29 protein-coding genes and 1 tRNA gene are annotated in these 26,320 nt (G+C 68.0%); 16 read left to right on the top strand and 14 right to left on the bottom strand.

Annotation, left to right across the window (positions count from 1 at the left end; all coding sequences use genetic code 11):
• The first annotated feature begins 6 nt into the window (after positions 1 to 6).
• Entirely contained in the window at positions 7 to 1,248 is a 1,242-nt protein-coding gene (mmsB, locus tag ASF51_RS01625; protein ID WP_055924280.1) for a multiple monosaccharide ABC transporter permease, read from the top strand.
• 122 nt (positions 1,249 to 1,370) lie between these two features.
• Positions 1,371 to 2,672, top strand: coding sequence for a sugar ABC transporter ATP-binding protein (locus ASF51_RS01620; protein ID WP_055924278.1), 1,302 nt, complete (start codon positions 1,371 to 1,373; stop codon positions 2,670 to 2,672).
• 11 nt (positions 2,673 to 2,683) lie between these two features.
• On the opposite strand, the gene ASF51_RS01615 is transcribed toward ASF51_RS01620, so the two are convergent.
• Complete coding sequence (locus tag ASF51_RS01615; protein WP_055924274.1) at positions 2,684 to 3,265, bottom strand: histidine phosphatase family protein; 582 nt, start codon at positions 3,263 to 3,265, stop codon at positions 2,684 to 2,686.
• A gap of 195 nt (positions 3,266 to 3,460) precedes the next feature.
• Here ASF51_RS01615 and ASF51_RS01610 point away from each other — a divergent pair, with 195 nt between their 5' ends.
• On the top strand, positions 3,461 to 3,742 hold the full coding sequence (locus ASF51_RS01610) for a hypothetical protein (protein ID WP_055924271.1): 282 nt from the start codon (positions 3,461 to 3,463) through the stop codon (positions 3,740 to 3,742).
• Between the two features lie 13 nt (positions 3,743 to 3,755).
• On the opposite strand, the gene ASF51_RS01605 is transcribed toward ASF51_RS01610, so the two are convergent.
• On the bottom strand, positions 3,756 to 4,271 hold the full coding sequence (locus tag ASF51_RS01605; RefSeq protein ID WP_157411954.1) for a MarR family winged helix-turn-helix transcriptional regulator: 516 nt from the start codon (positions 4,269 to 4,271) through the stop codon (positions 3,756 to 3,758).
• Positions 4,272 to 4,373: 102 nt separating this feature from the next.
• On the opposite strand from ASF51_RS01605, the gene ASF51_RS01600 reads away from it, so the two are divergent.
• Positions 4,374 to 4,724, top strand: coding sequence for a DoxX family protein (locus ASF51_RS01600; protein ID WP_055924264.1), 351 nt, complete (start codon positions 4,374 to 4,376; stop codon positions 4,722 to 4,724).
• Between the two features lie 100 nt (positions 4,725 to 4,824).
• Here the strand turns inward: ASF51_RS01600 and ASF51_RS01595 are convergent, their stop codons facing one another.
• Complete coding sequence (locus ASF51_RS01595) at positions 4,825 to 6,027, bottom strand: pyridoxal phosphate-dependent aminotransferase (protein ID WP_055924261.1); 1,203 nt, start codon at positions 6,025 to 6,027, stop codon at positions 4,825 to 4,827.
• Between the two features lie 123 nt (positions 6,028 to 6,150).
• Between ASF51_RS01595 and ASF51_RS01590 the strand changes: the two genes are divergently transcribed.
• Complete coding sequence (locus ASF51_RS01590; RefSeq protein WP_082479451.1) at positions 6,151 to 7,275, top strand: diacylglycerol kinase family protein; 1,125 nt, start codon at positions 6,151 to 6,153, stop codon at positions 7,273 to 7,275.
• Positions 7,248 to 8,003, top strand: a complete 756-nt coding sequence (locus tag ASF51_RS01585) for a glycosyltransferase family A protein (protein WP_055924258.1) — start codon at positions 7,248 to 7,250, stop codon at positions 8,001 to 8,003. The genes ASF51_RS01590 and ASF51_RS01585 overlap by 28 nt, the downstream gene beginning before the upstream one ends.
• 74 nt (positions 8,004 to 8,077) lie before the next feature.
• On the opposite strand, the gene ASF51_RS01580 is transcribed toward ASF51_RS01585, so the two are convergent.
• Positions 8,078 to 8,575 (bottom strand): MarR family winged helix-turn-helix transcriptional regulator, encoded by a 498-nt coding sequence (locus ASF51_RS01580; RefSeq protein ID WP_055924254.1) that lies wholly within the window; start codon positions 8,573 to 8,575, stop codon positions 8,078 to 8,080.
• Positions 8,576 to 8,640: 65 nt separating this feature from the next.
• Here ASF51_RS01580 and ASF51_RS01575 point away from each other — a divergent pair, with 65 nt between their 5' ends.
• Positions 8,641 to 9,417: an SDR family oxidoreductase gene (locus ASF51_RS01575; protein WP_055924251.1), complete on the top strand. Its 777-nt coding sequence runs from the start codon at positions 8,641 to 8,643 to the stop codon at positions 9,415 to 9,417.
• Positions 9,418 to 9,726: 309 nt separating this feature from the next.
• Here ASF51_RS01575 and ASF51_RS01570 read toward each other — a convergent pair whose 3' ends face one another.
• Genes ASF51_RS01570 through rfbB form a run of 3 tightly spaced genes read right to left on the bottom strand, consistent with a single transcriptional unit; the run spans position 9,727 to position 12,239 of the window.
• Complete coding sequence (locus ASF51_RS01570; RefSeq protein ID WP_055924248.1) at positions 9,727 to 10,485, bottom strand: HAD-IIB family hydrolase; 759 nt, start codon at positions 10,483 to 10,485, stop codon at positions 9,727 to 9,729.
• A 46-nt stretch (positions 10,486 to 10,531) separates the two neighbouring features.
• The gene (locus ASF51_RS01565; protein WP_055924245.1) at positions 10,532 to 11,239 is read right to left on the bottom strand and encodes an HAD-IA family hydrolase; all 708 of its coding nucleotides are present in this window, start codon (positions 11,237 to 11,239) and stop codon (positions 10,532 to 10,534) included.
• A gap of 1 nt (position 11,240) precedes the next feature.
• Positions 11,241 to 12,239, bottom strand: a complete 999-nt coding sequence (gene rfbB / locus ASF51_RS01560; RefSeq protein WP_055924242.1) for a dTDP-glucose 4,6-dehydratase — start codon at positions 12,237 to 12,239, stop codon at positions 11,241 to 11,243.
• A gap of 208 nt (positions 12,240 to 12,447) precedes the next feature.
• Here rfbB and ASF51_RS01555 point away from each other — a divergent pair.
• From ASF51_RS01555 to ASF51_RS01530, 6 genes are all read left to right on the top strand, one after another.
• Positions 12,448 to 12,520 (top strand) — tRNA-Trp (locus tag ASF51_RS01555).
• An 89-nt stretch (positions 12,521 to 12,609) separates the two neighbouring features.
• Positions 12,610 to 12,882 (top strand): preprotein translocase subunit SecE, encoded by a 273-nt coding sequence (gene secE / locus ASF51_RS01550; RefSeq protein ID WP_055924239.1) that lies wholly within the window; start codon positions 12,610 to 12,612, stop codon positions 12,880 to 12,882.
• 110 nt (positions 12,883 to 12,992) lie between these two features.
• A complete protein-coding gene (gene nusG / locus ASF51_RS01545) occupies positions 12,993 to 13,976 on the top strand; it encodes a transcription termination/antitermination protein NusG (protein ID WP_369797273.1) in 984 nt (327 codons plus the stop codon).
• 198 nt (positions 13,977 to 14,174) lie between these two features.
• Positions 14,175 to 14,606, top strand: a complete 432-nt coding sequence (gene rplK / locus ASF51_RS01540; RefSeq protein ID WP_055776148.1) for a 50S ribosomal protein L11 — start codon at positions 14,175 to 14,177, stop codon at positions 14,604 to 14,606.
• 128 nt (positions 14,607 to 14,734) lie between these two features.
• Positions 14,735 to 15,424, top strand: coding sequence for a 50S ribosomal protein L1 (gene rplA, locus ASF51_RS01535; RefSeq protein WP_055924235.1), 690 nt, complete (start codon positions 14,735 to 14,737; stop codon positions 15,422 to 15,424).
• 91 nt (positions 15,425 to 15,515) lie between these two features.
• On the top strand, positions 15,516 to 16,046 hold the full coding sequence (locus ASF51_RS01530; RefSeq protein WP_055924232.1) for a GNAT family N-acetyltransferase: 531 nt from the start codon (positions 15,516 to 15,518) through the stop codon (positions 16,044 to 16,046).
• Between the two features lie 68 nt (positions 16,047 to 16,114).
• Here the strand turns inward: ASF51_RS01530 and ASF51_RS01525 are convergent, their stop codons facing one another.
• On the bottom strand, positions 16,115 to 17,548 hold the full coding sequence (locus ASF51_RS01525) for an MFS transporter (protein ID WP_055924231.1): 1,434 nt from the start codon (positions 17,546 to 17,548) through the stop codon (positions 16,115 to 16,117).
• Positions 17,549 to 17,623: 75 nt separating this feature from the next.
• On the opposite strand from ASF51_RS01525, the gene ASF51_RS01520 reads away from it, so the two are divergent.
• Positions 17,624 to 18,268 (top strand): TetR/AcrR family transcriptional regulator, encoded by a 645-nt coding sequence (locus ASF51_RS01520; RefSeq protein ID WP_055924228.1) that lies wholly within the window; start codon positions 17,624 to 17,626, stop codon positions 18,266 to 18,268.
• A 44-nt stretch (positions 18,269 to 18,312) separates the two neighbouring features.
• Here ASF51_RS01520 and ASF51_RS01515 read toward each other — a convergent pair whose 3' ends face one another.
• Together ASF51_RS01515 and ASF51_RS01510 are read right to left on the bottom strand one after the other, a co-directional pair.
• A complete protein-coding gene (locus ASF51_RS01515; protein WP_055924225.1) occupies positions 18,313 to 19,746 on the bottom strand; it encodes an RNB domain-containing ribonuclease in 1,434 nt (477 codons plus the stop codon).
• A gap of 49 nt (positions 19,747 to 19,795) precedes the next feature.
• Positions 19,796 to 20,818: an NADP-dependent oxidoreductase gene (locus tag ASF51_RS01510; RefSeq protein WP_055924223.1), complete on the bottom strand. Its 1,023-nt coding sequence runs from the start codon at positions 20,816 to 20,818 to the stop codon at positions 19,796 to 19,798.
• A 188-nt stretch (positions 20,819 to 21,006) separates the two neighbouring features.
• Here ASF51_RS01510 and ASF51_RS01505 point away from each other — a divergent pair, with 188 nt between their 5' ends.
• A complete protein-coding gene (locus ASF51_RS01505; protein WP_235497100.1) occupies positions 21,007 to 21,639 on the top strand; it encodes a DUF998 domain-containing protein in 633 nt (210 codons plus the stop codon).
• Here the strand turns inward: ASF51_RS01505 and ASF51_RS01500 are convergent.
• Both ASF51_RS01500 and ASF51_RS01495 read right to left on the bottom strand, forming a co-directional pair.
• Positions 21,611 to 22,369, bottom strand: coding sequence for an alpha/beta fold hydrolase (locus tag ASF51_RS01500; protein ID WP_055924220.1), 759 nt, complete (start codon positions 22,367 to 22,369; stop codon positions 21,611 to 21,613). The genes ASF51_RS01505 and ASF51_RS01500 overlap by 29 nt on opposite strands.
• Complete coding sequence (locus ASF51_RS01495) at positions 22,366 to 23,013, bottom strand: YqaJ viral recombinase family protein (RefSeq protein ID WP_369797272.1); 648 nt, start codon at positions 23,011 to 23,013, stop codon at positions 22,366 to 22,368. Before ASF51_RS01495 ends, ASF51_RS01500 begins: the two co-directional genes overlap by 4 nt.
• Positions 23,014 to 23,093: 80 nt before the next feature.
• Between ASF51_RS01495 and ASF51_RS01490 the strand changes: the two genes are divergently transcribed.
• The gene (locus ASF51_RS01490; RefSeq protein WP_055924217.1) at positions 23,094 to 23,933 is read left to right on the top strand and encodes an NAD(P)-dependent oxidoreductase; all 840 of its coding nucleotides are present in this window, start codon (positions 23,094 to 23,096) and stop codon (positions 23,931 to 23,933) included.
• A 130-nt stretch (positions 23,934 to 24,063) separates the two neighbouring features.
• On the opposite strand, the gene ASF51_RS01485 is transcribed toward ASF51_RS01490, so the two are convergent.
• Together ASF51_RS01485 and ASF51_RS01480 are read right to left on the bottom strand one after the other, a co-directional pair.
• Positions 24,064 to 24,732 (bottom strand): ABC transporter ATP-binding protein, encoded by a 669-nt coding sequence (locus ASF51_RS01485; RefSeq protein ID WP_055924215.1) that lies wholly within the window; start codon positions 24,730 to 24,732, stop codon positions 24,064 to 24,066.
• An 82-nt stretch (positions 24,733 to 24,814) separates the two neighbouring features.
• A complete protein-coding gene (locus ASF51_RS01480) occupies positions 24,815 to 26,314 on the bottom strand; it encodes an ABC transporter permease (RefSeq protein WP_055924212.1) in 1,500 nt (499 codons plus the stop codon).
• Between the last annotated feature and the right edge of the window lie 6 nt (positions 26,315 to 26,320).

The raw sequence follows: 26,320 nt of genomic DNA, 5'->3' as shown, positions 1-26,320 counted from the left end.
AACGACATGTCTGACCTCGAGACCAAGCCCGCCGACGGCGTCGCGGCCGGCAGCCAGGTGAACCCGGTTGAGAACAGGTTCACCGAACGGTTCAGCCACATCTTGTCCGACCTCGGCAAGAACGGCATCTTCATCGCGCTCATCCTGGTGGTGGTGCTGTTCAGCGTGCTGACCAACGGCATCCTGCTGCGACCGCAGAACATCTCCAACCTGATCGTGCAGAACGGCTACATCCTCGTTCTCGCGATCGGCATGGTGATGGTCATCATCGCCGGCCACATCGACCTGTCGGTCGGATCTGTCGCGGCCTTCGTCGGCGCCGTCTCGGGTGTCTTCGCGGTTCAATGGGGTCTTCCCTGGTGGCTGTCGATCATCCTGTCGCTGCTGGTCGGAGCCCTCGTGGGTGTCTGGCAGGGCTTCTGGATCGCCTTCGTGGGCATACCCGCGTTCATCGTGACGCTCGCGGGCATGCTCATATTCCGAGGCCTCGCGCTCGTCGTGCTCGGCAACGCCAACATCGGTTCGTTCCCCACCGAGTACCGCGCTCTGGGCAACGGCTTCCTCAGCAACGTCTTCGGTGAACTCGAACTCGATCCGCTGACACTCGGCGTCGCCGCCATCGCGATCATCGCGCTCGTCGTGCAGCAGTTCCGCACCCGCAAGGGCCGCGCGAGCTACGGCCAGGCCGTCGAGCCGATCGTCTGGTTCGTCGCCAAGCTCGTGCTCATCGCCGTGGCCATCGGATTCTTCGCCTACGCGCTCGCCAGCTACAAGGGCATCCCGATCACGCTGATCGTGCTCGCCGTGCTCGTGCTCGTCTACGGCATCGTGATGAACCGCTCGGTCTTCGGCCGGCACATCTACGCCATCGGCGGCAACCTGCACGCTGCAGAGCTCTCGGGCATCAAGACCCGCAACGTCACCTTCTGGCTGTTCGTCAACATGGGCTTCCTCGCGGCTCTCGCGGGCCTCATCTTCACGGCGCGACTCAACCTCGCAGGCCCGAAGGCCGGTGACGGCTTCGAGCTCGAGGCCATCTCGGCCGCCTTCATCGGTGGAGCCGCGGTGCAGGGTGGTGTCGGCACCATCGGCGGTGCCATCATCGGTGGTCTCATCATCGGTGTTCTGAACAACGGTATGTCGATCATGGGCATCGGCATCGAGTGGCAGCAGGCCGTCAAGGGCCTCGTGCTGCTCTTCGCCGTGGCCTTCGACGTCTACAACAAGCGCCGCTCCGGAGGCCGCTGATCCCCGAGCAGTTCAGCCCGAGCCCGGGCGAGATCCACGTCGTTCTCGGCGTCGACTCGCCCGGGCTCGACGCCGTCCTGGCTCAGGTCGCGGGCGAGGTTCCCTTCGCCCATGTTCGGCGGGTGTCCGGCCTGACCGGCACCCTCGACCTGGCTGACAACGTGTTTCTCGGCATCGAGCCGCGCCGCCGGCTGTTCGGACTTCCGGGCATCGTCGACCGGGTGTCGATGCGCACCCGCACGACCGCCCTGTTGCGCCGCGTCGACGTCTACACGCCTCTCCCTACTCCGGCGAAAGAGCTCGACGACGCGTCGCGCGTGCTCGTCGAGGTTGCTAGAGCACTCGCCCACGGGGCGACCACGATCGCCCTCACCGAGCCGACCGCCGGTCTGACCGAGGCCGGCGCCAACCGCGTCATGCAGGTGCTGCGCCGCCTCGCGAACGACGGAGTCGCCATCGTCATCGCCTCGCAGCGTCCTCTCCTGGCGCTCGAGATCGCCGACGCGGTATCGGTTCTCTCGTCGGGGTCGGTCACGACCGTGCTGCGGCCCGGCGACAGTCGAGTGGATGCCCGTGGCCGGCTCCTCCGAGCGATGGCCGGCGGGGTGATGGCCGGTGAAGAACCGGCCAGCCGGGCACCGGCCGGCGCCACGGGCCCTTCGCCACGCGACCGGGCGACGGAGTCGCCATCCGGAACCCTGGTCGAGATCGTGAACTGGAGCACTCTCGACGAGTTCGACCGCACGACCCCGGTGGTCGTCGATGCCTCGGTGAGCGCTGCGGTCGGCGAGATCGTCGGCCTGGCCGGACTCGAGGGATCTGGTCGCAACGAACTGCTGCTCAGCGTGTTCGGGCGCACCGCGGGAACCGCGCCCACCGGCGTGGTGCTGCTTGAGGGGCTGCCCGTCGACACGAGCACGACCATCGCCGCGATCCGCGCCGGCATCTTCGCCATCGTGACCGTGCAGCCGAAGTACCGGGTGCGCATCGTGGGCGGCATCTCCGCGCCCGCGACGCCCTCGATGCTGCCGACGCTGGTGAACACGGGGCTGGTCAGCCGTGACGACGAGCAGCTTGCGTCGACGCCGGGTGCCCGGGCGCTCGACGCCGTGCGCATGCGGGGACGCGATGACGAGTGGGTGCGCATCCGCAGCCTGCTCGAGCTGTTCCCGGCATCGGAGCACCGAGTGCTGCTGCTCGTCGAGCCGACCCGCGAGCTCGACGCCGAGCAGCGCGCCGAGGTGTGGCGGCTCCTCGGGCAGATCACGGCGGCGGGCAAAGCGGTGATCATGACCTCGTCCGACCTCGACGAGCTGCAGGAGCAGTGCGACCGCACCGTGGCGATGGCCAGCGGTCGCGTCGTGGGCGAGGTGCCCCGGGGTGGCGGTCGACTCGAGTTGCTCGAGCTGATCGCGCCGCTCTAGCGCAGGAGGAACTACTCCGAGACGTCGAGCGTCGGCATGCGGTTGACGCTCAGCACGCGCCACGAGCCGTCGGCCCACTCGATCTCGTTGATGGCGGCGTTGTGGATGTGGGGGATCTCCTCGCCGAGGATCTCGGAGAGGACGTATCGGATGATCGTGCCGTGGCAGACCGCGGCGATCGTCGCATCCGGCCCGTCGATCGGCAGTCGTGTGTCGCGGATCTCGCCGATCGCGCGCATGCCGCGCACCGTCACGGACTCGCGGCTCTCGATATCGGGGTACTCGGCGTCGGGCTCGTCGGGCATGGGGCCCGACGCCACGGTTCCCTCGAAGGAGGCGTAGTCGCGCTCGATGAGGTCGTCGTAGCTGGCGCCGAGCTCGATGCCGAGGATGTCGGCGATGATGCGAGCGGTGTCGCGGGCGCGCGCCAACGGCGACGACACGATGGCGGCCAGGCCCTGGTCGGCGAGCAGGGCCGCGGTCTCGACGGCCTGCGCACGGCCGGTCGCGTTGAGGGGAATGTCGCTCGATCCCTGCAGCCGGTCGTCGCGGTTCCAGTCCGTCTGGCCGTGGCGGATGAGTTCGATGCGCATAGAAGAAGGGCTTTCGTCGGCAGAGTGGGGGAGGGCGATCCGGTCAGACGTCGGGGCCCTGACCCATCGTAGAACCCCGCTCGACGACACGCCCCGTGGCGCTCGATTCTGCACATCCGTTCGGGGCGGAACAGCGCTTGTGAGCAATGATCGCCTTCGACTTGCGCGTTAACCTTGGCCTGAGAGAATGCCCCCATGACGAAGAAGATCACCACGGCGCTGGCCGAACTCATCAAGGCTCTGGGGAAGCACGCGGAGATCGCCGCCACCCCCGATGCGTCGGTCTCGAAGATCGAGCGGGCGACCGTTCGCGTGCAGAAGGCGGCCACCGCCTACCTGTCGTCGCTGCCCGCGAAGAAGCGGCTGGCCAACCCGTTCCTCGGTGTCGTCGACGACCGCATCGACGACAATCTGCGGGCCACGCTCGAGGCCGAGCGCGAGACGATCTCGAAGAAAGAGAAGAAGGCCTCGAAGTAACAGCCCGCCAGGGCTAGGCCGACGGCGCGCTGGCGATAGTCCACAGCGCCGAGCGCAGCGCCCGCTGCTCGGCCTCGGGCACGTCGCCCAGTCTGGCCGCGATGGCGGCGTCGCGTTCCACGGTGACCTTCTGATAGACCGCTGTGCCCGCCGCCGTCGCAGCGGGGATGCGCACCCGCCTGTCGGTCGGCGAGGCGCTGCGCACGATGAGGTCGCGGCCCTCGAGCCGATCGAGCACCGCGATGAGCGTGGTCTTGTCGATCCCGAGCTGTCGGGCGATCTCGAGCTGGGTGCGGGGGATGCCGTCGGTCACCACCGACAACACCAGCCAGTCGCGCAGATCGGCCAGCCCCGCTGCCTTCGCGACAGCGTCGAAGTCGGCACGCAGCACCTCGGCTGCCCTATGCATCAGCCAGGTGAGATCGGCCGTCTCGGGGTGGTCGACCGAGGAGCAGACTCCCGTCGGCATCGAAGCCTGAACAGCACCGGCGCACGCCTCGGAGGAGATATCGATCGAGTCGCGGGACATGACCCAAGGGTACGACTCCCGGCCGAGTTCGTCCAGAGTGAGATCGTCTTGCTTCGGATGATCTGATGTCGTATCGTTGGCCACGACCTCAGGAGAAAACCCATGTTCCTCGCTTCGATCATCGTGTCCGCCCTGCTCGCCATCGCCGTCGGCGGCTCGGGCTACAACAAGCTCATCAAGAACGAGACCGTCATGAAGGGCATGGACGTGGTGCGCATGCCCCGCGACAGGGTCTGGATGCTCGGGGTGCTCGAGATCGCGGCCGCCCTCGGTCTCGTGGCCGGCATCTTCTGGTGGCCCATCGGCGTCGCCGCGGCCATCGGTGTGATCGTCTACTTCATCGGCGCCGTCGTCGCCCACCTGCGCGTGAGCGACACCAAGGGACTCGGAGCTCCCGTGGTGCTCCTGGTGGTGGGCATCGCCGCCCTCGTGCTGCGCCTGCTCAGCGTCTAGGCCTGTCGTTCCCTGAGCCTGTGGCAGGGCCGTTGCCTGAGCCTGTCGAAGGGCCGTTCCCTGAGCCTGTCGAAGGGAAACCGACCCGACCCGCTAGAGGCTAGACCGCGAAGAGCTTCTGCAGGCGGGCGATGCCCTCGGCCAGCGGCTCGTCGCCCAGGGCGTACGACAGACGCAGGAACCCGCTGGGACCGAAGGCCTCACCGGGAACGACGGCGACCTCGGCCTGGTCGAGGATCAGATCGGCCAGCTCGAGCGACGTGGTGGGAGTGACTCCGCCCCATGTGCGCCCCAGCAGCCCGGTGACGTCGGGGTAGACGTAGAACGCGCCCTCGGGAGTCGGGCAGACGATTCCCTCGATCTCGTTGAGACCCGCGACGATGGTCTTGCGCCGACGGTCGAAGGCCTGGCGCATCTCCTCGACCGCGTCCTGCGGACCGTTCAAGGCCTCGATGGCGGCGCGCTGCGACACGTTCGAGACGTTGCTCGAGAGGTGCGACTGCAGGTTCGCGGCGCCCTTGATGGCGTCGGCCGGGCCGACCATCCACCCGACCCGCCATCCGGTCATGGCATACGTCTTCGCGACGCCGTTGACCAGGATCGTGCGGTCGGCCAGCGCCGGAACGGCCTCGACGATCGACACCGCCTTCACTCCGTCATAGGTGAGGTTCTGGTAGATCTCGTCGCTGATGACCCAGAGTCCGTGCTCGTCGGCCCATTCGCCGATCGCCTTGGTCTGCTCCTCTGAATACACCGCGCCGGTCGGGTTCGACGGCGACACGAACAGCAGCACCTTGGTGCGCTCGGTGCGTGCGGCCTCGAGCTGCTCGACGGTCACGAGGTAGTTCTGGTCGCTGCCCGCGAACACGTCCACCGGCACGCCTCCCGCGAGACGGATCGCCTCGGGGTACGTGGTCCAGTAGGGAGTGGGCACGAGCACCTCGTCGCCCGGATCGAGCAGTGTGGCGAAGCTCTGGTAGACGGCCTGCTTGCCGCCGTTGGTGACGATGACCTGCGAGGCAGACACCTCGAGCCCCGAGTCGCGCAGCGTCTTCGCCGCGATGGCCTCGCGCAGGTCGGGCAGGCCCACCGCGGGGGTGTACTTGTAGTTCTTGGGATCGAGCACGGCGCGCGACGCCGCTTCGACGATGTGCGAGGGGGTGGCGAAGTCGGGCTCGCCCGCCGCGTAGCTGATGACAGGGCGGCCCTGCGCCTGGAGCGCCTTGGCCTTGCTGTCGACCTTCAGGGTCGCCGATTCGGCGATGGATGCGATGCGGTGCGAGATGCGGGTGGGTTCGGTCACAAGAGTCAAGCCTAGCGGGAGGGGCCGCGAATCGACGGGAGAGTTTAGGGCCTCCGCGGCCGTTTGCGCATCCGGTCGGAGGGATATATTCCCGCAATCGCACGTCACCCATACCCTTGACCCATGAGCGAAAACCAGCCCGACGCATCCGACAGCCAGAAGCCCGTCGCCGCCGTCGTCTACAACCCGATCAAGGTCGACCTCGACGCGCTGCGCGCCTCGGTCGAGCGGCACGAGGGCCCCAACGGGTGGGGCGAGACGCTCTGGTTCGAGACGAGCGTCGACGACCCGGGGCAGGGTGTCACGAAAGACGCTCTGGATGCCGGTGCCGACATGATCCTCGCGGCCGGCGGTGACGGCACGGTGCGGTCGGTCGCCGAAGCCGTGCACGGAAGCGAGGCCTCGCTCGCCCTGCTTCCCAGCGGAACGGGCAACCTGCTCGCCCGCAACCTCGACCTCACCCTGAACGACCTCGACCACGCCGTCGAGACCGCGTTCTCGGGCGACGATCGGGCGATCGACGTCGGCATGATCCAGGTGCGCCGCGAGGACAGCTCTGTCGAGAAGTTCGCCTTCGTGGTGATGGCCGGTCTCGGCATCGACGCCACGATGATCGCGAACACCGACGACGACCTCAAGAAGAAGGTCGGCTGGCTGGCCTATGTGAGCGCCATCGCCAAGGCCCTGCGCGACAAGAACGAGCTGCGCATGCGCTACAACCTCGACAAGCAGGGCAACCACTCCGTGCGCGCCCACACCATCATCATCGGCAACTGCGGCTCGCTGCCGGCCAACATCCTGCTGCTTCCCGAGGCGGCCGTCGACGACGGACTCTTCGACATCGTGATGCTGCGACCCAAGGGCGTCGTGGGCTGGGTGCAGATCATCGTGAAGATCGTCTGGGAGAACGGCGTGCTGCGCCGCACCGCCGCGGGCCGCCGCCTTGCCGGTCTGTCGAAAGAGGTGCGCGCCCTCAACTACGTGAAGGGCAAGGAGCTCGTCGTGAAGCTCGACCGTGCCCACGACATCGAGCTCGATGGCGACAGCTTCGGCACCACGGTCGCCTTCCGCACCTGGGTCGACGCGGGCGCGCTGCGCGTGCGCATCCCGGCGGCCGCCACGCTCGAGGAGCCGCAGCCCGAGGACGAGCCGGAAGAGACCCAGCTGCCGGGCGAACGCATCGAAGACGGCGACGACGCCGAGTCGGACCTCTTCGAGGCATCGGGCGACGAGACGCCATCGCGCTGACGATCTCGGTCGTCATCCCTGTCAAGGACGACGCCGACCTGCTGGCGCGCTGCCTGCGCGCGATCGCGGGCCAGTCGCGCCGGCCCGATGAGATCGTCGTCGTCGACAACGGATCGACCGACGACAGCGCCCGTGTCGCCCGCGACGCCGGCGCCCGCGTGGTCTTCATCGAGGGCGGCGGAATCCCGGCGGCCAGCGCGGCCGGCTACGACGAGGCCGCCTGCGACGTCATCGCGAGACTGGATGCCGATTGCCTGCCCGGGCGCGACTGGCTCGAGCTGATCGAACGGGCCCTGGTCAGGCATCCGGATGCCGTCGCCGTCACCGGCGGCGCGCACTTCATCGACGGGCCGAAGGCCCTGCGTGCGCCCCTGGCGCTGTTCTATCTGGGCGCCTACTTCGGCACGGTGTTCCTGGCCCTCGGGCATCCGCCGCTCTTCGGCTCGAACTTCGCCATCCGGCGCGATGCCTGGGTGTCGGTGAGCGACGCCGTGCACCGCGGAGACGAGGTCGTTCACGACGACATGGACCTGTCGATGCACATCGGGCCGCGCCGACGCATCCGCTACGTGCGAGGGCTGGGAATGGGCATCTCGATGCGTCCGCTCTTCGATGCGAGCGGTTTCGCCACCCGCATCGGCCGGGGGTTCCACTCCCTGTTCATCCACTGGCCGCACGATCTGCCGTGGCTGCGCTGGGCCCGGCGCATCCTGCGCCTCGTTCCCTGAGCCTGTCGAAGGGCCCTCCCGCCGTTCCCTGAGCCTGTCGAGGGGCACCCCTTCGACAAGCTCAGGGAACGAGCTCAGGGAGCGGGCAGGCGCGTCGCGTAGGCGATGGTCTGTTCGAGGAAGCGTCGGGCGAAGCGCGTGAAGTCGGCGGCCTCGTCGGCCGGCCAGTCCGCGAGAAGCTCGGAGATCATGTCGTCGCCCGCGTCGTAGAGGTCCTGCGCGGCGGCCACTCCCGCATCGGTGAGCGCGATCGTGTGCGCGCGGCCGTCGCTGGCGTCGACATCGCGGCGAACGAGACCGGATGCCGTCAGCTTGACGAGCGCCTTGCTGATCGTCGGGGCGCCGGTCACCAGCAGCTGGGCGAGGGCCGACGACCGGAGCGGGCCGCGACGGGCCAGGGTCCAGAGGATGCGCACCTCGATGGCGCCGAAGTCGCGTCGTCGCGAGTGCGCGATGCCGGACTGGAACCGCGGCGAGTCCCACACGCCCTGCAGGTCGGCAAGGATCGCGACGAGCTCGGAGCGGTACTGCAGAGGAGCGGCCTGCTCGCCTGAGGATTCGCCGCCGACCATGGAGTCCACGCTAGTCGACAGATATGCTTTCCAATGGAAACCTTTTCACGATCAAAGGAGATCGCATGACTCGCACGTACGTCGTCACCGGAGCCGCATCCGGAATCGGGCAGGCCACCGCCGCCCTTCTTGCGGAACGGGGCGCCACCGTCATCGGCGTCGACCTGAAGAACGCCGACATCACGGTCGACCTCACCACGGAGGAGGGCCGCTCGACGCTTGTGACCGAGGTCGAGCGCATCAGCGGCGGGTCCATCGACGGGGTGCTCGCGATCGCAGGACTCGCGGCCGAGATCCCCGCCACCGTCGGGGTCAACTTCTTCGGAATGGTCGCCACGCTCGAGGGGCTCCGCCCGCTGCTCGCGACGTCCGACGCGCCGCGCGCCGTCGGGGTCGCCTCCATGGCGAGCCTGCACCCCGTCGACGACGAACTCGTCGCCGCGATGACCGCGGGTGACGAGGCGGCGGCGCTCGCGAGGGCCGAGGCCGTGTCGCAGGGAGGCACCGGCGGCTCGATCTACGCTTCGACCAAGAAGGCGTTCGCGCAGTGGATCAGGCGCAGCGCTCCGACGCCCGACTGGGCCGGTGCGGGCATCCCCCTGAACGCGATCGCGCCGGGGGTCATCGTGACTCCCATGACCGCGCCGCTGCTCGAGACCGAGGAGGGCAGGGAGCAGATCCGCCAGGGCGTGCCCATGCCGCTCAACGGATTCGCCGAGGCGATCGTGCCGGCGCGACTGCTCGCGTGGCTTGTGAGCGAGGAGAACTCGCACCTCTGCGGCCAGGTCGTGTTCGTCGACGGCGGCAGCGACGCGGTGATCAGGGGCGACTCCACCTGGTGATCGCCGGCGGCCCCGTTCGTCGAGCTTGTCGAGACGGGTTCCCTTCGACAGGCTCAGGGAACGGGCCCCCCGTTCGTCGAGCTTGTCGAGACGGGGCCCTTCGACGGGCTCAGGGAGCGGGGTCCCCGTTCGTCGAGCTTGTCGAGACGGGCCCTTCGACGGGCTCAGGGAGCGGGCCCCCCGTTCGTCGAGCTTGTCGAGACGGGGACCTTCGACAGGCTCAGGGAACGGGACCCCCGTTCGTCGAGCCTGTCGAGACGGGTTCCCTTCGACAGGCTCAGGGAACGGACGGGCTCAGGGAGCGGGGGCCTACAGCGTCGGGATGAGCTCGTCGAGGTAGGCGGCCGTGTCGTGCCAGCCCTCGACCGCGTGGCATTCGACCCCTATCACCTTCACCGGGTAGTCGTTGCCGTCGGGGTCGAGGCGGTCGCCCACGAACAGCATGTCGTCGAGGGGGATTCCCGTGATCTCGGCCAGGCGCGTCATTCCATAGGCCTTGTCGATGCCCTGTCGCGTGATGTCGACGGAGGTCGAGCCCCCGCTGCGCACCTCGAGGTCGGGAAGAAGCGCCTGCACGGCCTCGCGCAGCGTGTTCTTCTTCACCCCGTCGGCGTCCCACACCGACTTCTCGGCCACGGGAGCGCCCTGGCCGAGAGCCGAGAACGTGATCTGCGATCCGCGGTCCTCGAGGATCGGGCCCCAGGTCTCGCTCTCCCAGTAGCCGAGCCGCTTGGCCTCCGACTCGACGGCGGCGAGCGCACGCTGCTTCTCGTCGTCGGTGAGGTTCTGTGCGTAGACCTGATTCCACGTGCCTCCGCCGTATCGGTAGTACTGGGTGCCGCAGGTGGGCATGAGGTGCAGTCGCTCGAGGGCCGCGGCGCTCGCGTTCGTGAGCCTGTCGATGACCTGGGCCGTGAACTGGCCGTACTGGCCGCCCGAGATGATGCAGACCTCGACGCGCTCGAGCAGCTCGAGCAGCAGGTCGGCCATGCGCGGATCGATGGCCGTCTTCGACGGAGCGAGGGTGTCGTCGAGATCGAAGGCGACGAGGCGGGGAGTCGAAGTCATGGCTGTCCGTTCTGCACCGGTCGCAAAAGTCGCGGGCGCGTCGATTCTAGAGGGGCAGTGCGATGGTGAAGCTCGGCCGGGGATCGGCGTCGCCGGCGAGAGGCTCGCTCAGGGTCACGACGACGTCGCGATAGTCGCGGATGCGCGGAAGCCCGCGGGTGGTCTCGCTCTCGTGCGAGCCCACGACCACGGTGCGCATGCCCGCCGCGAGACCCGCGGCGATGCCGGCCTCGGCATCCTCGAAGACGATCGCGTCGGCGGGGTCGACGCCCAGCAGCGACGCCGCCATCAAGTAGCAGTCGGGGGCGGGTTTGCCGTGCTCGACGTCGGCCGCGGTGACGACCACTCCGGGGGCCGGCACCTCGGCCAGCTCGAGGCGGCGCAGCGCGAGCGCGCGCCTCGCAGAGGTGACGAGGGCGATGGATGCCGCGGGCAGGCTCTCGACGAACGCGGCGGCCCCGGGAACGGCGACGATCCCGTCGACCGCGGCCAGCTCGAGGTCGAAGAGGCGGTCGGCGCCCCGGGCGACGTCGAAGCCGGCGGGTCCGTGGCGGAGCATCGTGTCCTCCGCCCGCACGCCGTGGCCGGTCGCGATGATCGCCTGCGCATCCAGGCCGTGCTCGGCCGCGAATGCGGTCCAGACCTGCTCGACGACGGCCGTCGAGTCGACGAGCGTGCCGTCCATGTCGAACAGAACGGCACGCGCGGTGAGGTTCGTCGTTCCGTCGGCTGCTGTCGGAGCGGCGGTCGTCACGCTACTGCCCCTGAAGCTGGTACTTCGCCTCGGTCTCGGCCTTCTGCGGCTTCCACCAGTTCTCGTTGTCGCGGTACCAGGCCACCGTGGAGGCCAGGCCCGACTCGAAGTCGGAGTACTGCGGGGTCCAGCCGAGCTGGGTGCGCAGCTTGGTGGAGTCGATCGCGTAGCGCAGGTCGTGGCCCGGGCGGTCGATGACGTGGTCGTAGGCGTCGGACGGCTGGCCGAGGGTGTCGAGGATCAGCTCGACGACCTGCTTGTTGTTCTTCTCGCCGTCGGCGCCGATGAGGTAGGTCTCGCCGATCTCGCCCTTGTCGATGATCGTGAGAACGGCCGAGGAGTGGTCGTTCGCGTGGATCCAGTCGCGCACGTTCTCGCCCGCGCCGTAGAGCTTGGGGCGCTCGCCGGTGAGCACGTTCGTGATCTGGCGGGGGATGAACTTCTCGACGTGCTGGTACGGGCCGTAGTTGTTCGAGCAGTTCGAGATGGTGGCGCGCAGTCCAAAGGAGCGCACCCAGGCGCGCACCAGCAGGTCGCTGCCGGCCTTGGTCGAGGAGTACGGGCTCGACGGGTTGTACGGGGTCTGCTCGGTGAAGCGCTCCGGGTCGTCGAGTTCGAGGTCGCCGTAGACCTCGTCTGTCGAGATGTGGTGGAAGCGCACATCGTGGGTGCGGGCCGCCTCGATCAGGGTGAACGTGCCGATGATGTTCGTGTCGAGGAAGGGGCGCGGGTCGTGCAGGGAGTTGTCGTTGTGGCTCTCGGCCGCGTAGTGCACCACCACGTCGGCATCCTTCACCAGCCCGTCGACGAGGGCGGCGTCAGCGATGTCGCCCTTGACGAACGTGAACCGCTCGGGATCGAGCCCCTCGAGCGAGGCCAGGTTGCCGGCGTAGGTCAGTTTGTCGAGCACGGTCACGTGGTCATCGGTGTTCTCGAGCACGTAGTGCACGAAATTGGAACCGATGAAACCGGCCCCACCGGTAACGAGAAGCTTGCGCACGGAGATCTCCTGAAGTAGAGGAAAAGAATGACCCCATAGTAACGGGGGCCCGATGCCGCTATCAGGGAGGGCCGTGTGTGCTGGCTTTACTCTCGTTCTGCTCTCGCCTACACTTGGTCGAGGTAGTTGAAGTCTGCCAAGCTTTTTTGTGCCCTTTTTGGGCAGAGCAAAGCTTGGAGGGCATCGATTCCCGGGCTTTTCAGCCCGAAGGGTGGTGGCTCAATTGGTAGAGCAGCGGTCTCCAAAACCGCAGGTTGCAGGTTCGAGTCCTGTCCGCCCTGCTGATCGAATCCGGTAGCCCTCGCTGTTCGGCGAGGGAGAACGGATGCGATTGGGCCGGATGGCCGAATTGTGAAGGGTAACTACTTACGTGGCACGCAAAGTCATCGACGAACCGAGTGAAGACGTCGTCGAGAGCGCCAAGAAAGAACGGGCTGCTCGCCGCAACCCGTTCGCCCGTATCGTGCTCTTCATCAAGCAGGTCTTCCAAGAGCTCAAGAAGGTCGTCACCCCGACGCGCAAGGAGCTGCTGAGCTACACCGCAGTCGTTCTGGTCTTCGTCATCATCATGATGGCGCTGGTGTCGGGTCTCGACGCAGTGTTCGCCTGGCTTGCACTGATCGTCTTCGGCAACCCGGTTTAGTCCTTACAACAGGTACGACCTCCATCAGGTCGTACGGCCGGGCTCCGCTGAGCGGTGACCGACGGCCCCATGCGCAGTGCGCATCAATAAACGAATTGGAACGGATTTACGTGGCAGACACACAGCGCGACGACGTCGACATCGTCGCAGGCGAAGAGAAGCCCGAGAGCACCACGGCGCGCGAGACGCCCGCCGACCTCGACGCTCTCCTCGATGCGATCGACGCGAATCCAGACCCCGAGGCCGACGCCATCGTCGATGACGCACTCGACATCAGCGACGCCGACGAGGCCCGCGCGGCCATCGACGTGATCGACGACCCCGACGCCGACACGGTGCTCGACGCCGATGCAGACGACATCGCCACGGCGGTCGCCGAAGCCGAGGCCGAAGCAGACGTGATCGACGCGGCCGACCAGCCCGACGCATCCGGTGACGATGAGGCCGACGAGGCTGAAGCCGAGCCCGCCGAGGTCGACCCCTACGAGGCGTTCCGCAAAGAGCTCCGCACCCTCCCCGGCAAGTGGTACGTCATCCACTCCTACGCCGGCTTCGAGAAGCGCGTGAAGCAGAACATCGAGAGCCGCAAGACCTCGATGGGCATGGAGGACTTCGTCTTCCAGGTCGAGGTTCCGATGGAAGACGTCGTCGAGATCAAGAACGGCCAGCGCAAGCTCGTCACCCGCGTTCGCATCCCCGGCTACGTGCTGGTGCGCATGTTCCTCAACGAAGACAGCTGGTCTGTCGTGCGCCACACGCCCGGCGTCACCGGCTTCGTCGGCAACTCTCACAACCCCACGCCGCTGCGTTTCGAAGAAGCGTTCTCGATGCTTCAGTCGCTCGTCGTCGTCGCCGAGGTTCCCGTTGCCAAGGCTTCGGGTGGCAAGGGCGGCAAGGCCGTCTCTCGCTCGATCCCGGCCGAGGTCGACTTCGAGATCGGCGAGACCATCACCATCAAGGAAGGCTCGTTCGCGGGCCTGCCCGGATCGATCAGCGAGATCAAGCCCGAGAGCGGCAAGCTCACGGTGCTCGTCTCCCTGTTCGAGCGCGAGACTCCGGTCGAGCTCAGCTTCGACCAGGTCACCAAGCTCTAACCTCTTCAGCACATCGAGCCCACCGTTGATTCGGTGGGCTCGATGGCGTTAACGAGTTGAATCGCGTATGCTTGCGGGGTTGTGCTCATTCCGGCGCGCCAGTGGCGTGCTGACGGGGTCGACCACAAACCGCGTTCACCGAACGGCGGGAGAGTTCGCCAATCAGGGCCGACTCGACACAGAGAAGGAAGAGAAATCATGGCACCGAAGAAGAAGGTTACTGGTCTGATCAAGCTTCAGATCAAGGCCGGCGCCGCCAACCCCGCACCGCCCATCGGGCCGGCGCTCGGACAGCACGGCGTCAACATCATGGAGTTCTGCAAGCAGTACAACGCAGCCACCGAAGCTCAGCGCGGAAACGTCATCCCCGTCGAGATCACCGTCTACGAAGACCGTTCGTTCACGTTCATCCTGAAGACGCCCCCGGCCGCCGAGCTCATCAAGAAGGCCGCCGGAGTCGCTAAGGGTTCGGGTACGCCGCACACCGTCAAGGTTGCGAAGCTCACGCAGGCTCAGGTCCGCGAGATCGCCGAGACCAAGATGGCCGACCTCAACGCGAACGACATCGCCGCCGCGTCGAAGATCATCGCCGGCACCGCCCGCTCCATGGGCATCACGGTCGAGGCGTAACCCCTCACCGCCCTCCGCTGATCGAGTAGGCCGCCTGCGGCCGTATCGAGATCCGGAACATCCAGCACGGCGTGGGAGAGCCAGCCAGGCTCACGTAAACCACACTCTCAGATTCAGGAGAATCGACAATGGCAAAGAATTCCAAGGCTTACAAGGCCGCGGCAGAGAAGATCGAAGAGGGCAAGGTCTACACGCCCACCGAGGCAGTCGCCCTCGCGAAGGTCACCGGCTCCGCCAAGTTCGACAGCACCGTTGAGGTCGCCCTCAAGCTCGGTGTCGACCCCCGCAAGGCAGACCAGATGGTCCGCGGCACCGTGATTCTTCCTCACGGCACCGGTAAGACCGCCCGCGTCATCGTCTTCGCGACGGGCCCCGCAGCAGAGGCCGCCATCGCGGCCGGCGCCGACGAGGTCGGTGGCGACGAGCTCATCGAGAAGGTGGCCGCCGGCTACACGAACTTCGACTCCGCCGTCTCGACCCCCGAGCTCATGGGCAAGGTCGGTCGTCTCGGAAAGGTGCTCGGCCCCCGCGGTCTTATGCCCAACCCGAAGACCGGCACCGTGACGCCCGACGTCGCCAAGGCCGTCAACGAGATCAAGGGCGGAAAGATCGAGTTCCGCGTCGACAAGCACTCCAACGTGCACTTCGTCGCCGGCAAGGCCTCGTTCTCTGAAGACCAGCTCACCGACAACATCAAGGCCGCCCTCGAAGAGGTCGTTCGCTTGAAGCCGTCGTCGTCCAAGGGTCGCTACATCCACAAGGGCACGGTCTCCACGACGTTCGGCCCGGGCATCCCGCTCGACGTCAACGCCATCTAGGCTCAGCTCCTTCAAGAAAGGGCCGCCCTCGCATCGCGAGGCCGGCCCTTTCTGCATCCACGGTCCACCCGGAGGGCAGTACTCTGGCGGGATGTCTGTTTCTGTGAGGCCTGCGACCGCGTCCGATGCTGCGGCGCTCGCCCGGGTCGCCGCTGTCACCTTTCCGCTCGCGTGTCCTCCGCACACCACCGACGAGGCCAAGGCGGCCTTCATCGCGACGCACCTCAGCCATGCGAATTTCGAGGCCTACCTCGCAGACCCGGCCCGCGACATCCTGATCGCCGAGGTCGACGACGAGGTCGTCGGCTACACGATGCTGGTGTTCGCCGAGCCGAGCGATCCCGACGTCGTTGCAGCCCTCAGCCTGCGGCCGTCGATCGAGCTCAGCAAGTTCTATGTCATGCAGGGCCACCACGGCCAGGGCATCTCCGGTGCCCTCATGAGCGAGACGCTGTCGACGGCGCGTGCACGCGGGGCCGCCGGCGTCTGGCTCGGAGTGAACGAGGAGAACGCCCGCGCCAATCGCTTCTACGAGAAGAACGGCTTCGCGAGGGTCGGCACGAAGCACTTTCTCGTGGGCGACAACTATGAGGACGACTTCGTGAGGCAACTCGCCCTGTAGGCGCCCTTCGACAGGCTCAGGGAACGGCACCCTTCGACAGGCTCAGGGAGCGGGGTGCCCCGACGCGCTCAGCGGGCGGCGGAGACGAGCACCGGCTCCGGGGTGAGCGGGGCGGCATCGCGCATGCCTCGGCTCCGTCCGGCCGGAAGGAAGAGCGCGATCACGGCGGCGAGGGCCAGGGCGCCGGCGCCGACGAACACGGCCGGCACCGCGGCATCCACGTAGCCGGTGGGCGTGAGTTCGCCGCCCGCCCCGGTGAAGACGGCGGTCAGCACGGCGATGCCCAGGGCGACGCCGATCTCGCGCAGCGTCGAGTTGGTGCCCGAGGCCTTGGCGTGGTCGTCGGGAGCCATGTTCACCAGCACGGCGGTGGAGCTGGGTGCGAAGACCAGGCCCATGCCCAGCCCCGCGAAGATGAACCCGGGAAGCATGCTCGGGTACGTCGCATCCGGGGCCATGGTGGCGGCGAGCCAGCCGATGCCGATCGTCAGCGACGTGAGGCCGGCGACGATCAGGATGCGCGTGCCGACGCGGGGAGCGACCAGCCCGGCGAGCGGGGCCACGACCATGGGCGCGACCGTCCAGGGCATGGTGAGGACGCCCGCCTCGAGCGGGGAGTATCCCTGCACGATCTGCAGGAACTGGATGAGGATGAACACGGAGCCGAAGGCACCGAAGCTGAAGGTGAGGCCCACCGCGTTCGAGATCGAGAAGCTGCGGTCCCGGAAGAGACGCAGCGGCAGCAGAGGTGCTGACACACGCGACTCCCGCACCAGGAACAGTGCCAGCAGGATGGCGCCGCCGAGCAGGCCGACGAGTACCTCGGCGCTCGTCCAGCCGGCGTCGTTGCCGCGCACGATTCCGTAGACGATGCCGAGGATCCCGACGCCGGCCAGGATGACGCCGATGACGTCGGAGCGCACCCGGGCGCCGAATGAATTCGGGAGGGCGGCGATGGCGAGGGGCACCGACAGGATGCCCAGGGGCACGTTCAGCCAGAAGATGGCCTGCCAGCTCCAGCCCTCGACGACCGCGCCGCCGACCAGCGGGCCGAGCGCCACGCCGAGCCCGGAGATGCCGCCCCAGATGCCGATGGCCAAGGGGCGCATGCGGGTCGAGACGCTGCCGACGAGGAGGGTGAGCGACAGAGGCATCACGGCCGCGGAGCCCGCACCCTGCAGAGCCCGGGCGAGCACCAGCATCCACGGTTCGGTGCTGAGCGCGGCGGCGGCGCTCGAGAGCGTGAAGAGCACGATTCCTCCGACGAAGAAGTGCCGCCTGCCGAAGCGGTCGCCGAGACTGACGAAGAGCAGCATAAGAGCGGCGAAGCTCAGGGTGTAGGCGTTCGTGATCCACTGCAGCTCGGTGACGCCGGCGCCGAGGTCCTCGTGGATGACGGGAAGGGCGCTCGTGACGACGAGATTGTCGAGGGTGGCCATGAACATGGGCAACGAGGCGGCGACGAGCGCGAGCCAGACGGGAATGCGACGGGCGACGGACATGAGCTCTCCACACGTTTCTCGGTAGTAATCAATCAATAACCAGAGGCTAAGTTATCACCTGATACCATGTCAAGCGTGACCAACAACGCAGCCGTCGAACAGCCGGTCAGAGAACGCATGCCCGCCGCCGAGCGCCGGGAACTGATCCTCGGCCACGCGAGCGAGGTGTTCGGCAGGCGCGGTTATGCGGGAACGACGACGGAGCAGATCGCCCAGGCGGCCGGAATCAGCCAGCCCTACGTGGTGCGTATGTTCGGCACCAAGGAGAAGCTCTTCGTCGAGGTGATCGAGCGCGCTCTCGGCAAGCTCACCGTGGCATTCCGGGAGGTCCTCCGGCAGCACAGCACGGGGGAGATCCCGTCGGACGAGCTCGGCGCAAGGCTCGGTCAGGCCTATGTCGACCTGATCGAAGACCGGGGAATCCTGATGTCCCTGATGCAGGGCTTCATCCAGGGGCACGACCCGGTCATCGGGGAGCGGGCACGGGCGGGCTTCCTCGAGATCTACCGACTGCTCCGCGACGAGGCGCACTTTCCGGCAGACGAGGTGCGCAGCTTCCTCGCCGACGGCATGCTCATCAACACGCTTCTCGCCATCGGTCTGCCCGACAACTTCGAGGGCGACGAGGCGGCCACCGAGCTGATGACCCTGTCGTTCGGGGCGAAGCTCGACACCGTGCTGTGCGCCGCGACCGACCGACCACCGGGCGACCGGGGCTAGCGCCGACCCGGGCCTAGGCCCGACCGGGCGAGCCCCGACCTGTCTCAGGCGACGAGCTCGAACTGCACCCGACCGGTCGCGATCTCCGCCTCGACGAGACGCACGCGGACCCGCTGGCCGGGCGTCAGGGCGCCGGTGCACTCGGCGTCGACGGCAGGGTCGATCACCTGCACGACTCCGCGGGACTCCTTTGCCGAGATCACCGAGGCGTCGAAGACCTCGCCCACTCGATCGCTCAGCAGAGCCGCCTCGACCGCCCCGATCGACTTTTTGTCGAGCTGCGACGCACGCGAGTCGGACGAGGCCATGATCTTGGGCAGTGTGGGAAGGGCGTCGCGGACCCACTGCGGCGGAGCCTCAGCGGCGCACAGCGCCTCGCAGACGACCAGCACGAAGCGGTCGACCAGGCGTCGGAGCGGAGCCGTGGTGTGAGCGTAGGGCGCCGCGACGGCGGCCTGCATCACCTGCTCGGGCAGCTCTCCGTCGAAGGCGGTATAGCCGGCGCCCCGGAACAGCGAACCCGCGGCGTGCGTGATGGCCAGCTGCAGAGGGTCGTTCGGGTCGAGAGACGCGAGGTACTCGCCGTAGGGCATGCTCACGGGCCATGGATGACCCAGCGCCTTCGTGCGGCGTCGGAAGCGATCGACGGTGTCGGGCTCGGGCTCGGGCATCGTGCGCAGGATGCCGACACGACCGTCGAGCATGATGCGCGCGGCCTCCATGCCGGTGAGCAGCGAGACATGCGCGTTCCATTGTTCGACGGGCAACGACGAGCGACGCTCGAGCGTGTAGTGCCCGTCGTGCGATTCGACGATCTGCTCGGGTCTCGACAGGCTCGCACCCCCGCGCAGGCGCTCGAGCTCACGTCGTGCAGGGCCGAGCTCGGCGAGCAGCAGCAGCGTCGACCGCACCGGATCGGACTCGATGGGCCCCGCGTCGATCTCGCGCTGGGCCTCGAGGTACGACAGCTGGCGCACGCTCCGGATGCGCGCGCGCGAGAGGGTGGTGTCGAGCACGGCGCCGTCGCCGTCGAGTTCGAACCTCCACACGAACGCGCCTCGCACGAGGTTCGGCAGCAATGACGCGGCGTGCTCGCTGATGACAGTCGGATGGAGGGGAATGCGCCCGTCGGGTGCGTAGAACGTCTGGCCGCGGAGTCGGGCCTCCGCGTCGATCTCCGCGAGCGGTTCGACGAACGCGGGCACGTCGGCGATCGCGTAGCGAACGAGGAACCCCTGGCCGAGTCGTTCGATCTGCACGGCCTGGTCGAGGTCGGTCGACCCCTCGGGGTCGATGGTGATGAACGGTATCGCCGTGAGATCGGCGGCGGGCAGCGGATTCGCGGCGACGACGCGCTCGGCCTCGCGCTCGACCGCGGGCGGAAACTGCTGCGGCAGGTCGAGGTCGTCGCGGATCGCCGCTATCGCGGCGGTGAGCCGATCGTCGGTCGAGGTCAGTCTCAGCGGAAACGTGGTCACCCGCCCCAGCGTACGCGGCGCCGGTGACGCCGCACGAAGGGATGTCGCGCTAGGGAATCTCGAGCACGATCTTGCCGCGGGTGTGCCCGCGCTCGAGCAGCGCGTGCGCCTCGGCAGCGTCCTCCAGGGGGTAGATCTCGGAGATGTGCACGTGCAGATCGCCCGAGTCGATGAGCCGGGAGATGATGGAGAGGCAGGCGGCGTCAGGGGCCACGGAGTATCCGCTCGACCGCATGCCGGCCGCCTCCGCCTCCGCTGCGAAACCGGGCCAGCTGCCCGTGGGAACCGAGATGATCAGACCCCCCGGGCGCAGTGTGGCGAGCGAGCGCGTTCCGGTGTCGTCGCGAACGTTGCCGACGAGGTCGATCACCACGTCGACATCCGTCACCCGGTCTTCGAAGCGCGTCGTCGTGTAGTCGATGACCTCCTCCGCTCCGAGCTCGCGCAGCCAGCTCGCATTGGCGGCCGAGGTCGTGGCGACCACCCGGGCGCCGAAGTACGCGGCGAGCTGCACGGCGAGATGGCCCACTCCGCCGGCTCCGGCGTGAATGAGCATGCGCTGCCCCTCGTGCGCCTTGGCCACGTCGACCACCAGCCCCCATGCGGTGAGCGCCGCGGTCGGCACCGCGCCCGCCTCGACGGGGGTGAGCCGACGCGGCTTGCGCGCGACCTGCAGGCTGGGCACCGAGACGTACTGGGCGTACGAGCCGGCCACCCGCGGCGAGGCGCTGATGCCGTACACCTCGTCGCCGGGCTTGAGCGGATGCCCGTCGTACGGGCTCTCGACGACGATGCCGCAGAAATCGCGGCCGAGAACGGCGGGGTAGAGCGGGATGGCCGCCGCGACGCCGGCGCCCGCCCGTGTCTTCGCGTCGATCGGGTTGACTCCCGCCGCCGACACCTTCACGAGAATCTCCGAGCCGGCCCGGATGGGCGTGGGCACCTCTGCGAGGCGCAGAACGCCCGGGCCTCCCGGCACGTCGAACACGATCGCCGTCATGGTTGCGGGAGTGTTCGAGGGGGGAGCGCTGACGAGGCTCGGGGTGATCGAATGGGTCTCGTGCGGCGTCATTGCTGGCCTTTCATCGACGGGTTCTGGGCATCCCGTGAGGGATTCTCGATGGGAATACTGAGTCCATCGAGCGTGAGGGTCGTTCGGGCTTCCCGCAGGCTCCAGTCAATCGGTCGAATGATTCACCGGTGTTACGACGGTGTTCCTTGGAAGCAAACAAAAGGCACCCCCGGTACCATTCGCATATCGTGACAGTCCGAATCCTCCTTCCGATCGCTGCCACAGCCGTTCTCATCGGGCTCGCCCTGTTGTGGGGAGCGCGCGTCGCCGCGAACCGTTTCGTCTACGTGAGCGAACTCGGGGCCGACGGCGAACCCACCGCGTGGGCGTTCCGCTGGGCCCTCCTTCTCATCGCCTCGGCCGCTGTGGTCGTGGCCGTCGCCGCGCGCCACCTACGCTCGCGGCTGCGCGTCCTCGCGGTCTGGACTCCCTCGGTGTCATTGGTCGTCGCCGGCGTCTCGTTCGCGGTGGCCTCGCAGGTGACCTGCACGAGCGGATGCCCCCTGCCCGTCGGTTCGTCGTTCACCTGGCAGGACCTCATCCACACGAGCATCGCCGTGCTCGGATTCGCCGCGGCCTGCGTCGCGATGCTTCAGGTGGCGACGGCGAAGGACCACCCGGGCCTGGCCCGACTCTCGTGGATCTCCGCCGTCGTGGTCGCCGTCGTCGCCGGAACCGGCGGCATCCTGTCTCTGGCCCGTTTCATGGTCGACCTCGGCGGCATTCTCGAGTTCGTCGCCACGACCGTGGCCCTGCTCTGGCTGGCCGTGCTCGCCCTGGCTCTGCTCGGCGCTACGCGCCCCACCCCAGAAATGCGGTGACGCTGCGGCGGATCGCCGCCACCTGCGCTCCGTAGCCCGCGTCGCGCGACGGCACTTCCGTGTAGTCCGGGTCGGGCAGCAGCTCGGCCCAGCGGCGGGCGACGGCGACCGGATGCACGGGGTCGCCGATCGCGGCGACCACGGCCGTGCGGGCGGTCACGGCGGCGAGCTCGGATGCGTGGGACCAGGCGCGGTTGCGGGGGATCTCGACGAGTCTCCTCGAGCGCTCCACGGCGAGCGGACTGCGGAACTGCTGAAGCAAGGCGTCGGCGCCGACGGGGGACTCCGCGGCGGCACGCGCGAACACCGCGCCGCTCGTGAAGCGTCGCTCGCCCTCGACGGCGCCATGGTCGGCCAGCAGCTGTGCGATCACGGGAAAGGGTCTGAGGTTGGGCGGAAGCCCGCTGTCGGTGAAGGCCGGTCGCACGAAGACGGCCTCGCGCACGTCGAGGCGCTCGTCGAGCGCGAGCCGGAGAGCGATCGCGGCTCCCATGGAGATGCCGATGAGGGTCAGCGGCGTGGCGGCGTGGCCGGCCACCAGGAGTGCCAGGGCCACCTCGTCGGCGAGGTTCGCCAGCGAGAAGTCGGCCGCCGATCCCACGACCGAGCTGCTGCCGTGCGCCCTGACGTCGGGTGCCACGACGGTGATCGCGGGCGGGATCACCGGGCCGAACAGGCTGAGCGGCTGGGAGCTCTCGCCGCCCAGGCCGTGCAGCAGGACGACGGTCATCGGCCGGGCTGGATGAGCGCGAGCAGTTTGTCGGCGAGGCTCACGAGGCGCGCGATCTCGTTCTCGTCGCGGTCGACCCAACGGCTCTGCGGTTCGGGGTCGACGGGAAGGAAGTTGTCGTGCTGCTCCCACACGACGATGGTTCGTTCGGCGCCGAGAACGTACTGCTGCCACCAGACCTGCCGCAGGTAGTGCCGCGGAATGGATCGCCAGGCCTTGTTCGTGGTCTTGATCTCGGCGAGTTCGACCGTGCCGTGCTTCGTGACCGCCACACCGTCGGGCGTCGCGAGATGCCGCTTCTCGCCCTCGGCGTGGAACAGCGACGAACTCGGCAGCACGCCGTACATGGCTCGAACGTAGCGCGCGATGTGCGGCTCGCGATCCCTGCCGTGCTCGGTGAAGATGTTGCCCCCGAAGCCCGTGCCGTTGATCTTGTCGTAGGCGACCGACTCGAGGTTCTGCGGCCCTGTGAGGCGGGCGACGTCGGTGGCGGTGACCCCGCGGCTGCGTGCGCGCAGCCACTCGACCCGGTTCGTGCCGTCGGCGACGAGCCGGTCGAGGTGCGCGGGGCGGGCTGGCCTCTGCTCGTCTTCCCAGGGGAAGGAGAGCATGGGCTGAAGAGTCACCTGCTTATTCTCGCTCACGACCGGTGACAGACTGGGGGGACGCGCTCGGCATCGACCGGATGACCGCCTCGCGCCCGCCTCATGACAATGGAGTTTCAATGCGTATTGCCCTGACCGGTGGTTCTGGAAAGCTCGGCAGCGTTGTGCTGTCGTACCTGCGTTCCGAAGGCCACACCGTGACCAACTTCGACGTCGTCGGCGAGCGGGGGTCGGGCTTCGTACGGCTCGACCTCGCGAACTACGGCGACGTGGTGGATGCGTTCCACAGCATCGACGACGGACCCGACGGCTTCGACGCGATCGTGCACCTCGCCGCGATTCCGGCCCCGGGCATGCGGAGCGATGTCGTGACCTTCGAGAACAACATGCTCGGCACCTACCACGTGTTCAAGGCCGCGGAGCGGGCCGGCATCACGAACATCGTCTACGCGTCGAGCGAGACGGTGCTCGGCCTGCCCTTCGACGTGCCGCCGCCCTACATCCCGGTCGACGAGGAGTACCCGGCCCGGCCCGAGAGCACCTACTCGCTCGTGAAGCACCTCGAGGAGACGATGGCGATCGAGCTCACGAGGTGGAACCCCGAGCTGAAGATCGTGGCCTTGCGCTTCTCGAACGTGATGCACGTGTCCGACTACGCGGAGTTCCCGTCGTTCGACTCGGATGCGCTGAAGCGCAAGTGGAACCTCTGGGGCTACATCGACGCGCGCGACGGGGCCCAGGCCGTGCTGAAGGCGCTCGAGTGGCAGCACACCGGGTTCGATCGCTTCATCATCGCGGCGGCCGACACGGTGATGAGCCGCCCGAACGCGGAGCTCGTCGCCGAGGTCTTCCCCGGGGTCGAGACCCGGGGCGACCTCGACAACACGAAGACGCTGCTCTCGATCGACAAGGCCCGTCGCCTGCTCGGCTACGACCCGAAGCACAGCTGGCGCGACTGACGCCCCCCCGCTCCCTGAGCTTGTCGAAGGGGCCCTTCGACAAGCTCAGGGAACGGATCTTCGACAGGCTCAGGGAACGGATCTTCGACAGGCTCAGGGAACGGCCCTTCGACAAGCTCAGGGAACGGCGCTACAGCTCCTTCACCGTGCCGCCCTTGATGTGCAGGCGGCGCTCGGCGCGCTTCGCGACCGCGGAGTCGTGCGTGACGATGATCAGCGTCAGCTGCTTCTCGCGCCAGATGCCCTCGAGCAGCTCCATGATCTCGTCGCGCGTCTCCTCGTCGAGGCTTCCCGTGGGCTCGTCGGCCAGCAGCACCTCGGGGTCCTTCACGATCGCCCGCGCGATCGCGACCCGCTGCTGCTGACCGCCCGACAGCTCTGCGGGCAGGTGCAGCATGCGCTCGCCGAGCCCCACCGATTGCAGGGCCGTCGATGCCCGCGAGGTGCGTTCGGCGTTGGAGAGCCCCAGGGGCGCGAGCGCAGTCTCGACGTTCTCGCGTGCGGAGAGGGTGGGAATCAGGTTGAAGCCCTGGAAGACGAAGCCGATCTCCTTGGCCCGGATGTGGGCAAGCTTCGTGTCTCCGAGCTTCGACAGCGTCGAGTCTCCGAGCATCACCTGGCCCGATGTGGGTCTATCCAGTGCGCCGAGCATCTGCAGCAGCGTCGACTTGCCTCCGCCCGTCGGGCCCTGGATGGCGACCATCTGGCCGCTCGGAATGGTGAGGGTGACGCCCTTGAGCGCGGTGACGGTGTGCTTCGACTTCGTGTAGCTCTTCGTGACGTCGGTGAGTTGGTACATGTGTCGCTCCTTCATGAATGCGCGAGTAATGGATGCGCGGGTAATGGATGCGCGGGTGGGGGATACGCGGGTGGGTGGATGATCAGGCGACGGCGCGCAGCGCCTCGGCCGGCCGGAGGCGCGATGCCCTCCAGCCGCCGATGGCGCCGGCGAGCAGGCCGCCGACCACGGCGAGCCCCACCGCGATCACAATGACCGACACCGTGACGGGCGCGTTGAGCACCACGTCGGAGGTCGTTGCGGCCTGCGCCGCCTGACCGAAGCCGCCGCCGCCCATGCCGGGCCCGCCGGCTGCCGCGCCGTCCGGTGCCGCAAGCCCGCCGGCCGTCTGGGTCGACGCCGTCGCGCTGAGGGTCGGGGCCACGAGGTTCACCACGACCACCCCCACGAGTCCGATCGCGATGCCTGCGACGCCACCGATGAGCCCCTGCACGAGCGACTCCCCGGCGACCTGGCCGACGATGCGCCGGTTGCTCCAGCCGATCGCCTTCAGCGTTCCGAACTCGCGGGTGCGGCGCGTGACTCCCGAGATGGTGAAGAGGATCGCGATCAGGAACGCGGCGGCGAGCACGATGACCGACAGCCAGGTGCCGAGGTTGCCGACGAGGGTCGACGCCGTCGACAGCGAACCCGACACGCTCGACGCGAGGTCGGACTGGGTGCTCACCGTATTGTCGGGCAGCGCCGACTCGAGCGAGGTCTTGAGCGACGCGATGTCGTCGGCGGAAGCGGCCTGCACGTAGATGCTCGAGATCATGCCGTCTTCGCCGCTCAGGCTCTGCGCCACGTCGAGGGGGATGTACACGTTCGATGCGGTCGACGCGTCGCCGCTCGACGACTCGACGAGGCCGACGATCTCGAACGACGTGCCGCCGATGTCGATCGTGCCGCCGACGGCGAGCTCGGCCGTCGTCGCGTAGGCGCTGTCGAGCACGGCCACGAAAGTGCCGGTGTCGCCGGATGCGAGGGTGCGGCCGTCTGTCAGCGTCACGGCCGAGAGGGGGCCGACAGCGGATGCCGCGGGGTCGAGACCCAGCACCGTGAACGAATCGACGTTGAACGAGGAGCCGCCCGCGCCGTCCGCCCCGCCGGTCGGGGCTGTGCCCTCGGCCGCCTCGCCCGGAGCGGCGCCCTGCGGCATCTGGCTGAAGTCGGGCAGCTCGCCGTCGAAGGTGGTGTTCGTGAGCGTCAGCACGCCGGCGGCCTCGGAGACGCCGTTCTCGGCGGTGACGGTGTCGAGGGCCGTCGCGTCGAACGTCGACGTGCCCATGCCCGCCGTCAGGCGCGAGGTCGCGACGGCCGTCGATCCGTCTGTCGTCGAGCCCGCGTCGGCGCCGAAGTCGAAGCGCTGGCCGGGCCCTCCGGTGCCGTCCGCGCCCGGGGCCGCTGCGGCCTTGGAGACGGTGATGTCTGTTCCGACCCCGTAGACGCTGCCGAGAACAGAGGTCTGGGCGTCTTTGACGCCGGCCGCGACGGAATTGACGATGATGACGAGGGCGATGGCGAGGGCCATGCCGACGGCGATGATGATGGTCTGCTTTCGTCTGTTGACGAGTTCTCGCCGGAGGTAGGTGATGAACATGGGGCT

Source organism: Agreia sp. Leaf283 (genome assembly GCF_001422485.1).
Taxonomy (GTDB): domain Bacteria; phylum Actinomycetota; class Actinomycetes; order Actinomycetales; family Microbacteriaceae; genus Agreia.
This window is presented reverse-complemented; position numbering and strand designations above follow the sequence as displayed.

Excerpts from the sequence above, each read along its gene's own strand:
- ASF51_RS01605 (WP_157411954.1), bottom strand. The coding sequence starts at position 4,271 with ATGTCCCGCGACTCGATCGATATCTCCTCCGAGGCGTGCGCCGGTGCT.
- ASF51_RS01530 (WP_055924232.1), top strand. The coding sequence starts at position 15,516 with ATGTCTGTTTCTGTGAGGCCTGCGACCGCGTCCGATGCTGCGGCGCTC.
- ASF51_RS01575 (WP_055924251.1), top strand. The coding sequence starts at position 8,641 with ATGACTCGCACGTACGTCGTCACCGGAGCCGCATCCGGAATCGGGCAG.
- ASF51_RS01615 (WP_055924274.1), bottom strand. The coding sequence starts at position 3,265 with ATGCGCATCGAACTCATCCGCCACGGCCAGACGGACTGGAACCGCGAC.
- ASF51_RS01590 (WP_082479451.1), top strand. The coding sequence starts at position 6,151 with ATGAGCGAAAACCAGCCCGACGCATCCGACAGCCAGAAGCCCGTCGCC.
- ASF51_RS01525 (WP_055924231.1), bottom strand. The coding sequence starts at position 17,548 with ATGTCCGTCGCCCGTCGCATTCCCGTCTGGCTCGCGCTCGTCGCCGCC.
- ASF51_RS01490 (WP_055924217.1), top strand. The coding sequence starts at position 23,094 with ATGCGTATTGCCCTGACCGGTGGTTCTGGAAAGCTCGGCAGCGTTGTG.
- ASF51_RS01510 (WP_055924223.1), bottom strand. The coding sequence starts at position 20,818 with ATGACGCCGCACGAGACCCATTCGATCACCCCGAGCCTCGTCAGCGCT.
- ASF51_RS01500 (WP_055924220.1), bottom strand. The coding sequence starts at position 22,369 with ATGACCGTCGTCCTGCTGCACGGCCTGGGCGGCGAGAGCTCCCAGCCG.
- ASF51_RS01480 (WP_055924212.1), bottom strand. The coding sequence starts at position 26,314 with ATGTTCATCACCTACCTCCGGCGAGAACTCGTCAACAGACGAAAGCAG.
- ASF51_RS01485 (WP_055924215.1), bottom strand. The coding sequence starts at position 24,732 with ATGTACCAACTCACCGACGTCACGAAGAGCTACACGAAGTCGAAGCAC.
- ASF51_RS01580 (WP_055924254.1), bottom strand. The coding sequence starts at position 8,575 with ATGGTCGGCGGCGAATCCTCAGGCGAGCAGGCCGCTCCTCTGCAGTAC.
- ASF51_RS01610 (WP_055924271.1), top strand. The coding sequence starts at position 3,461 with ATGACGAAGAAGATCACCACGGCGCTGGCCGAACTCATCAAGGCTCTG.
- rplA (WP_055924235.1), top strand. The coding sequence starts at position 14,735 with ATGGCAAAGAATTCCAAGGCTTACAAGGCCGCGGCAGAGAAGATCGAA.
- ASF51_RS01570 (WP_055924248.1), bottom strand. The coding sequence starts at position 10,485 with ATGACTTCGACTCCCCGCCTCGTCGCCTTCGATCTCGACGACACCCTC.
- rplK (WP_055776148.1), top strand. The coding sequence starts at position 14,175 with ATGGCACCGAAGAAGAAGGTTACTGGTCTGATCAAGCTTCAGATCAAG.
- ASF51_RS01600 (WP_055924264.1), top strand. The coding sequence starts at position 4,374 with ATGTTCCTCGCTTCGATCATCGTGTCCGCCCTGCTCGCCATCGCCGTC.
- mmsB (WP_055924280.1), top strand. The coding sequence starts at position 7 with ATGTCTGACCTCGAGACCAAGCCCGCCGACGGCGTCGCGGCCGGCAGC.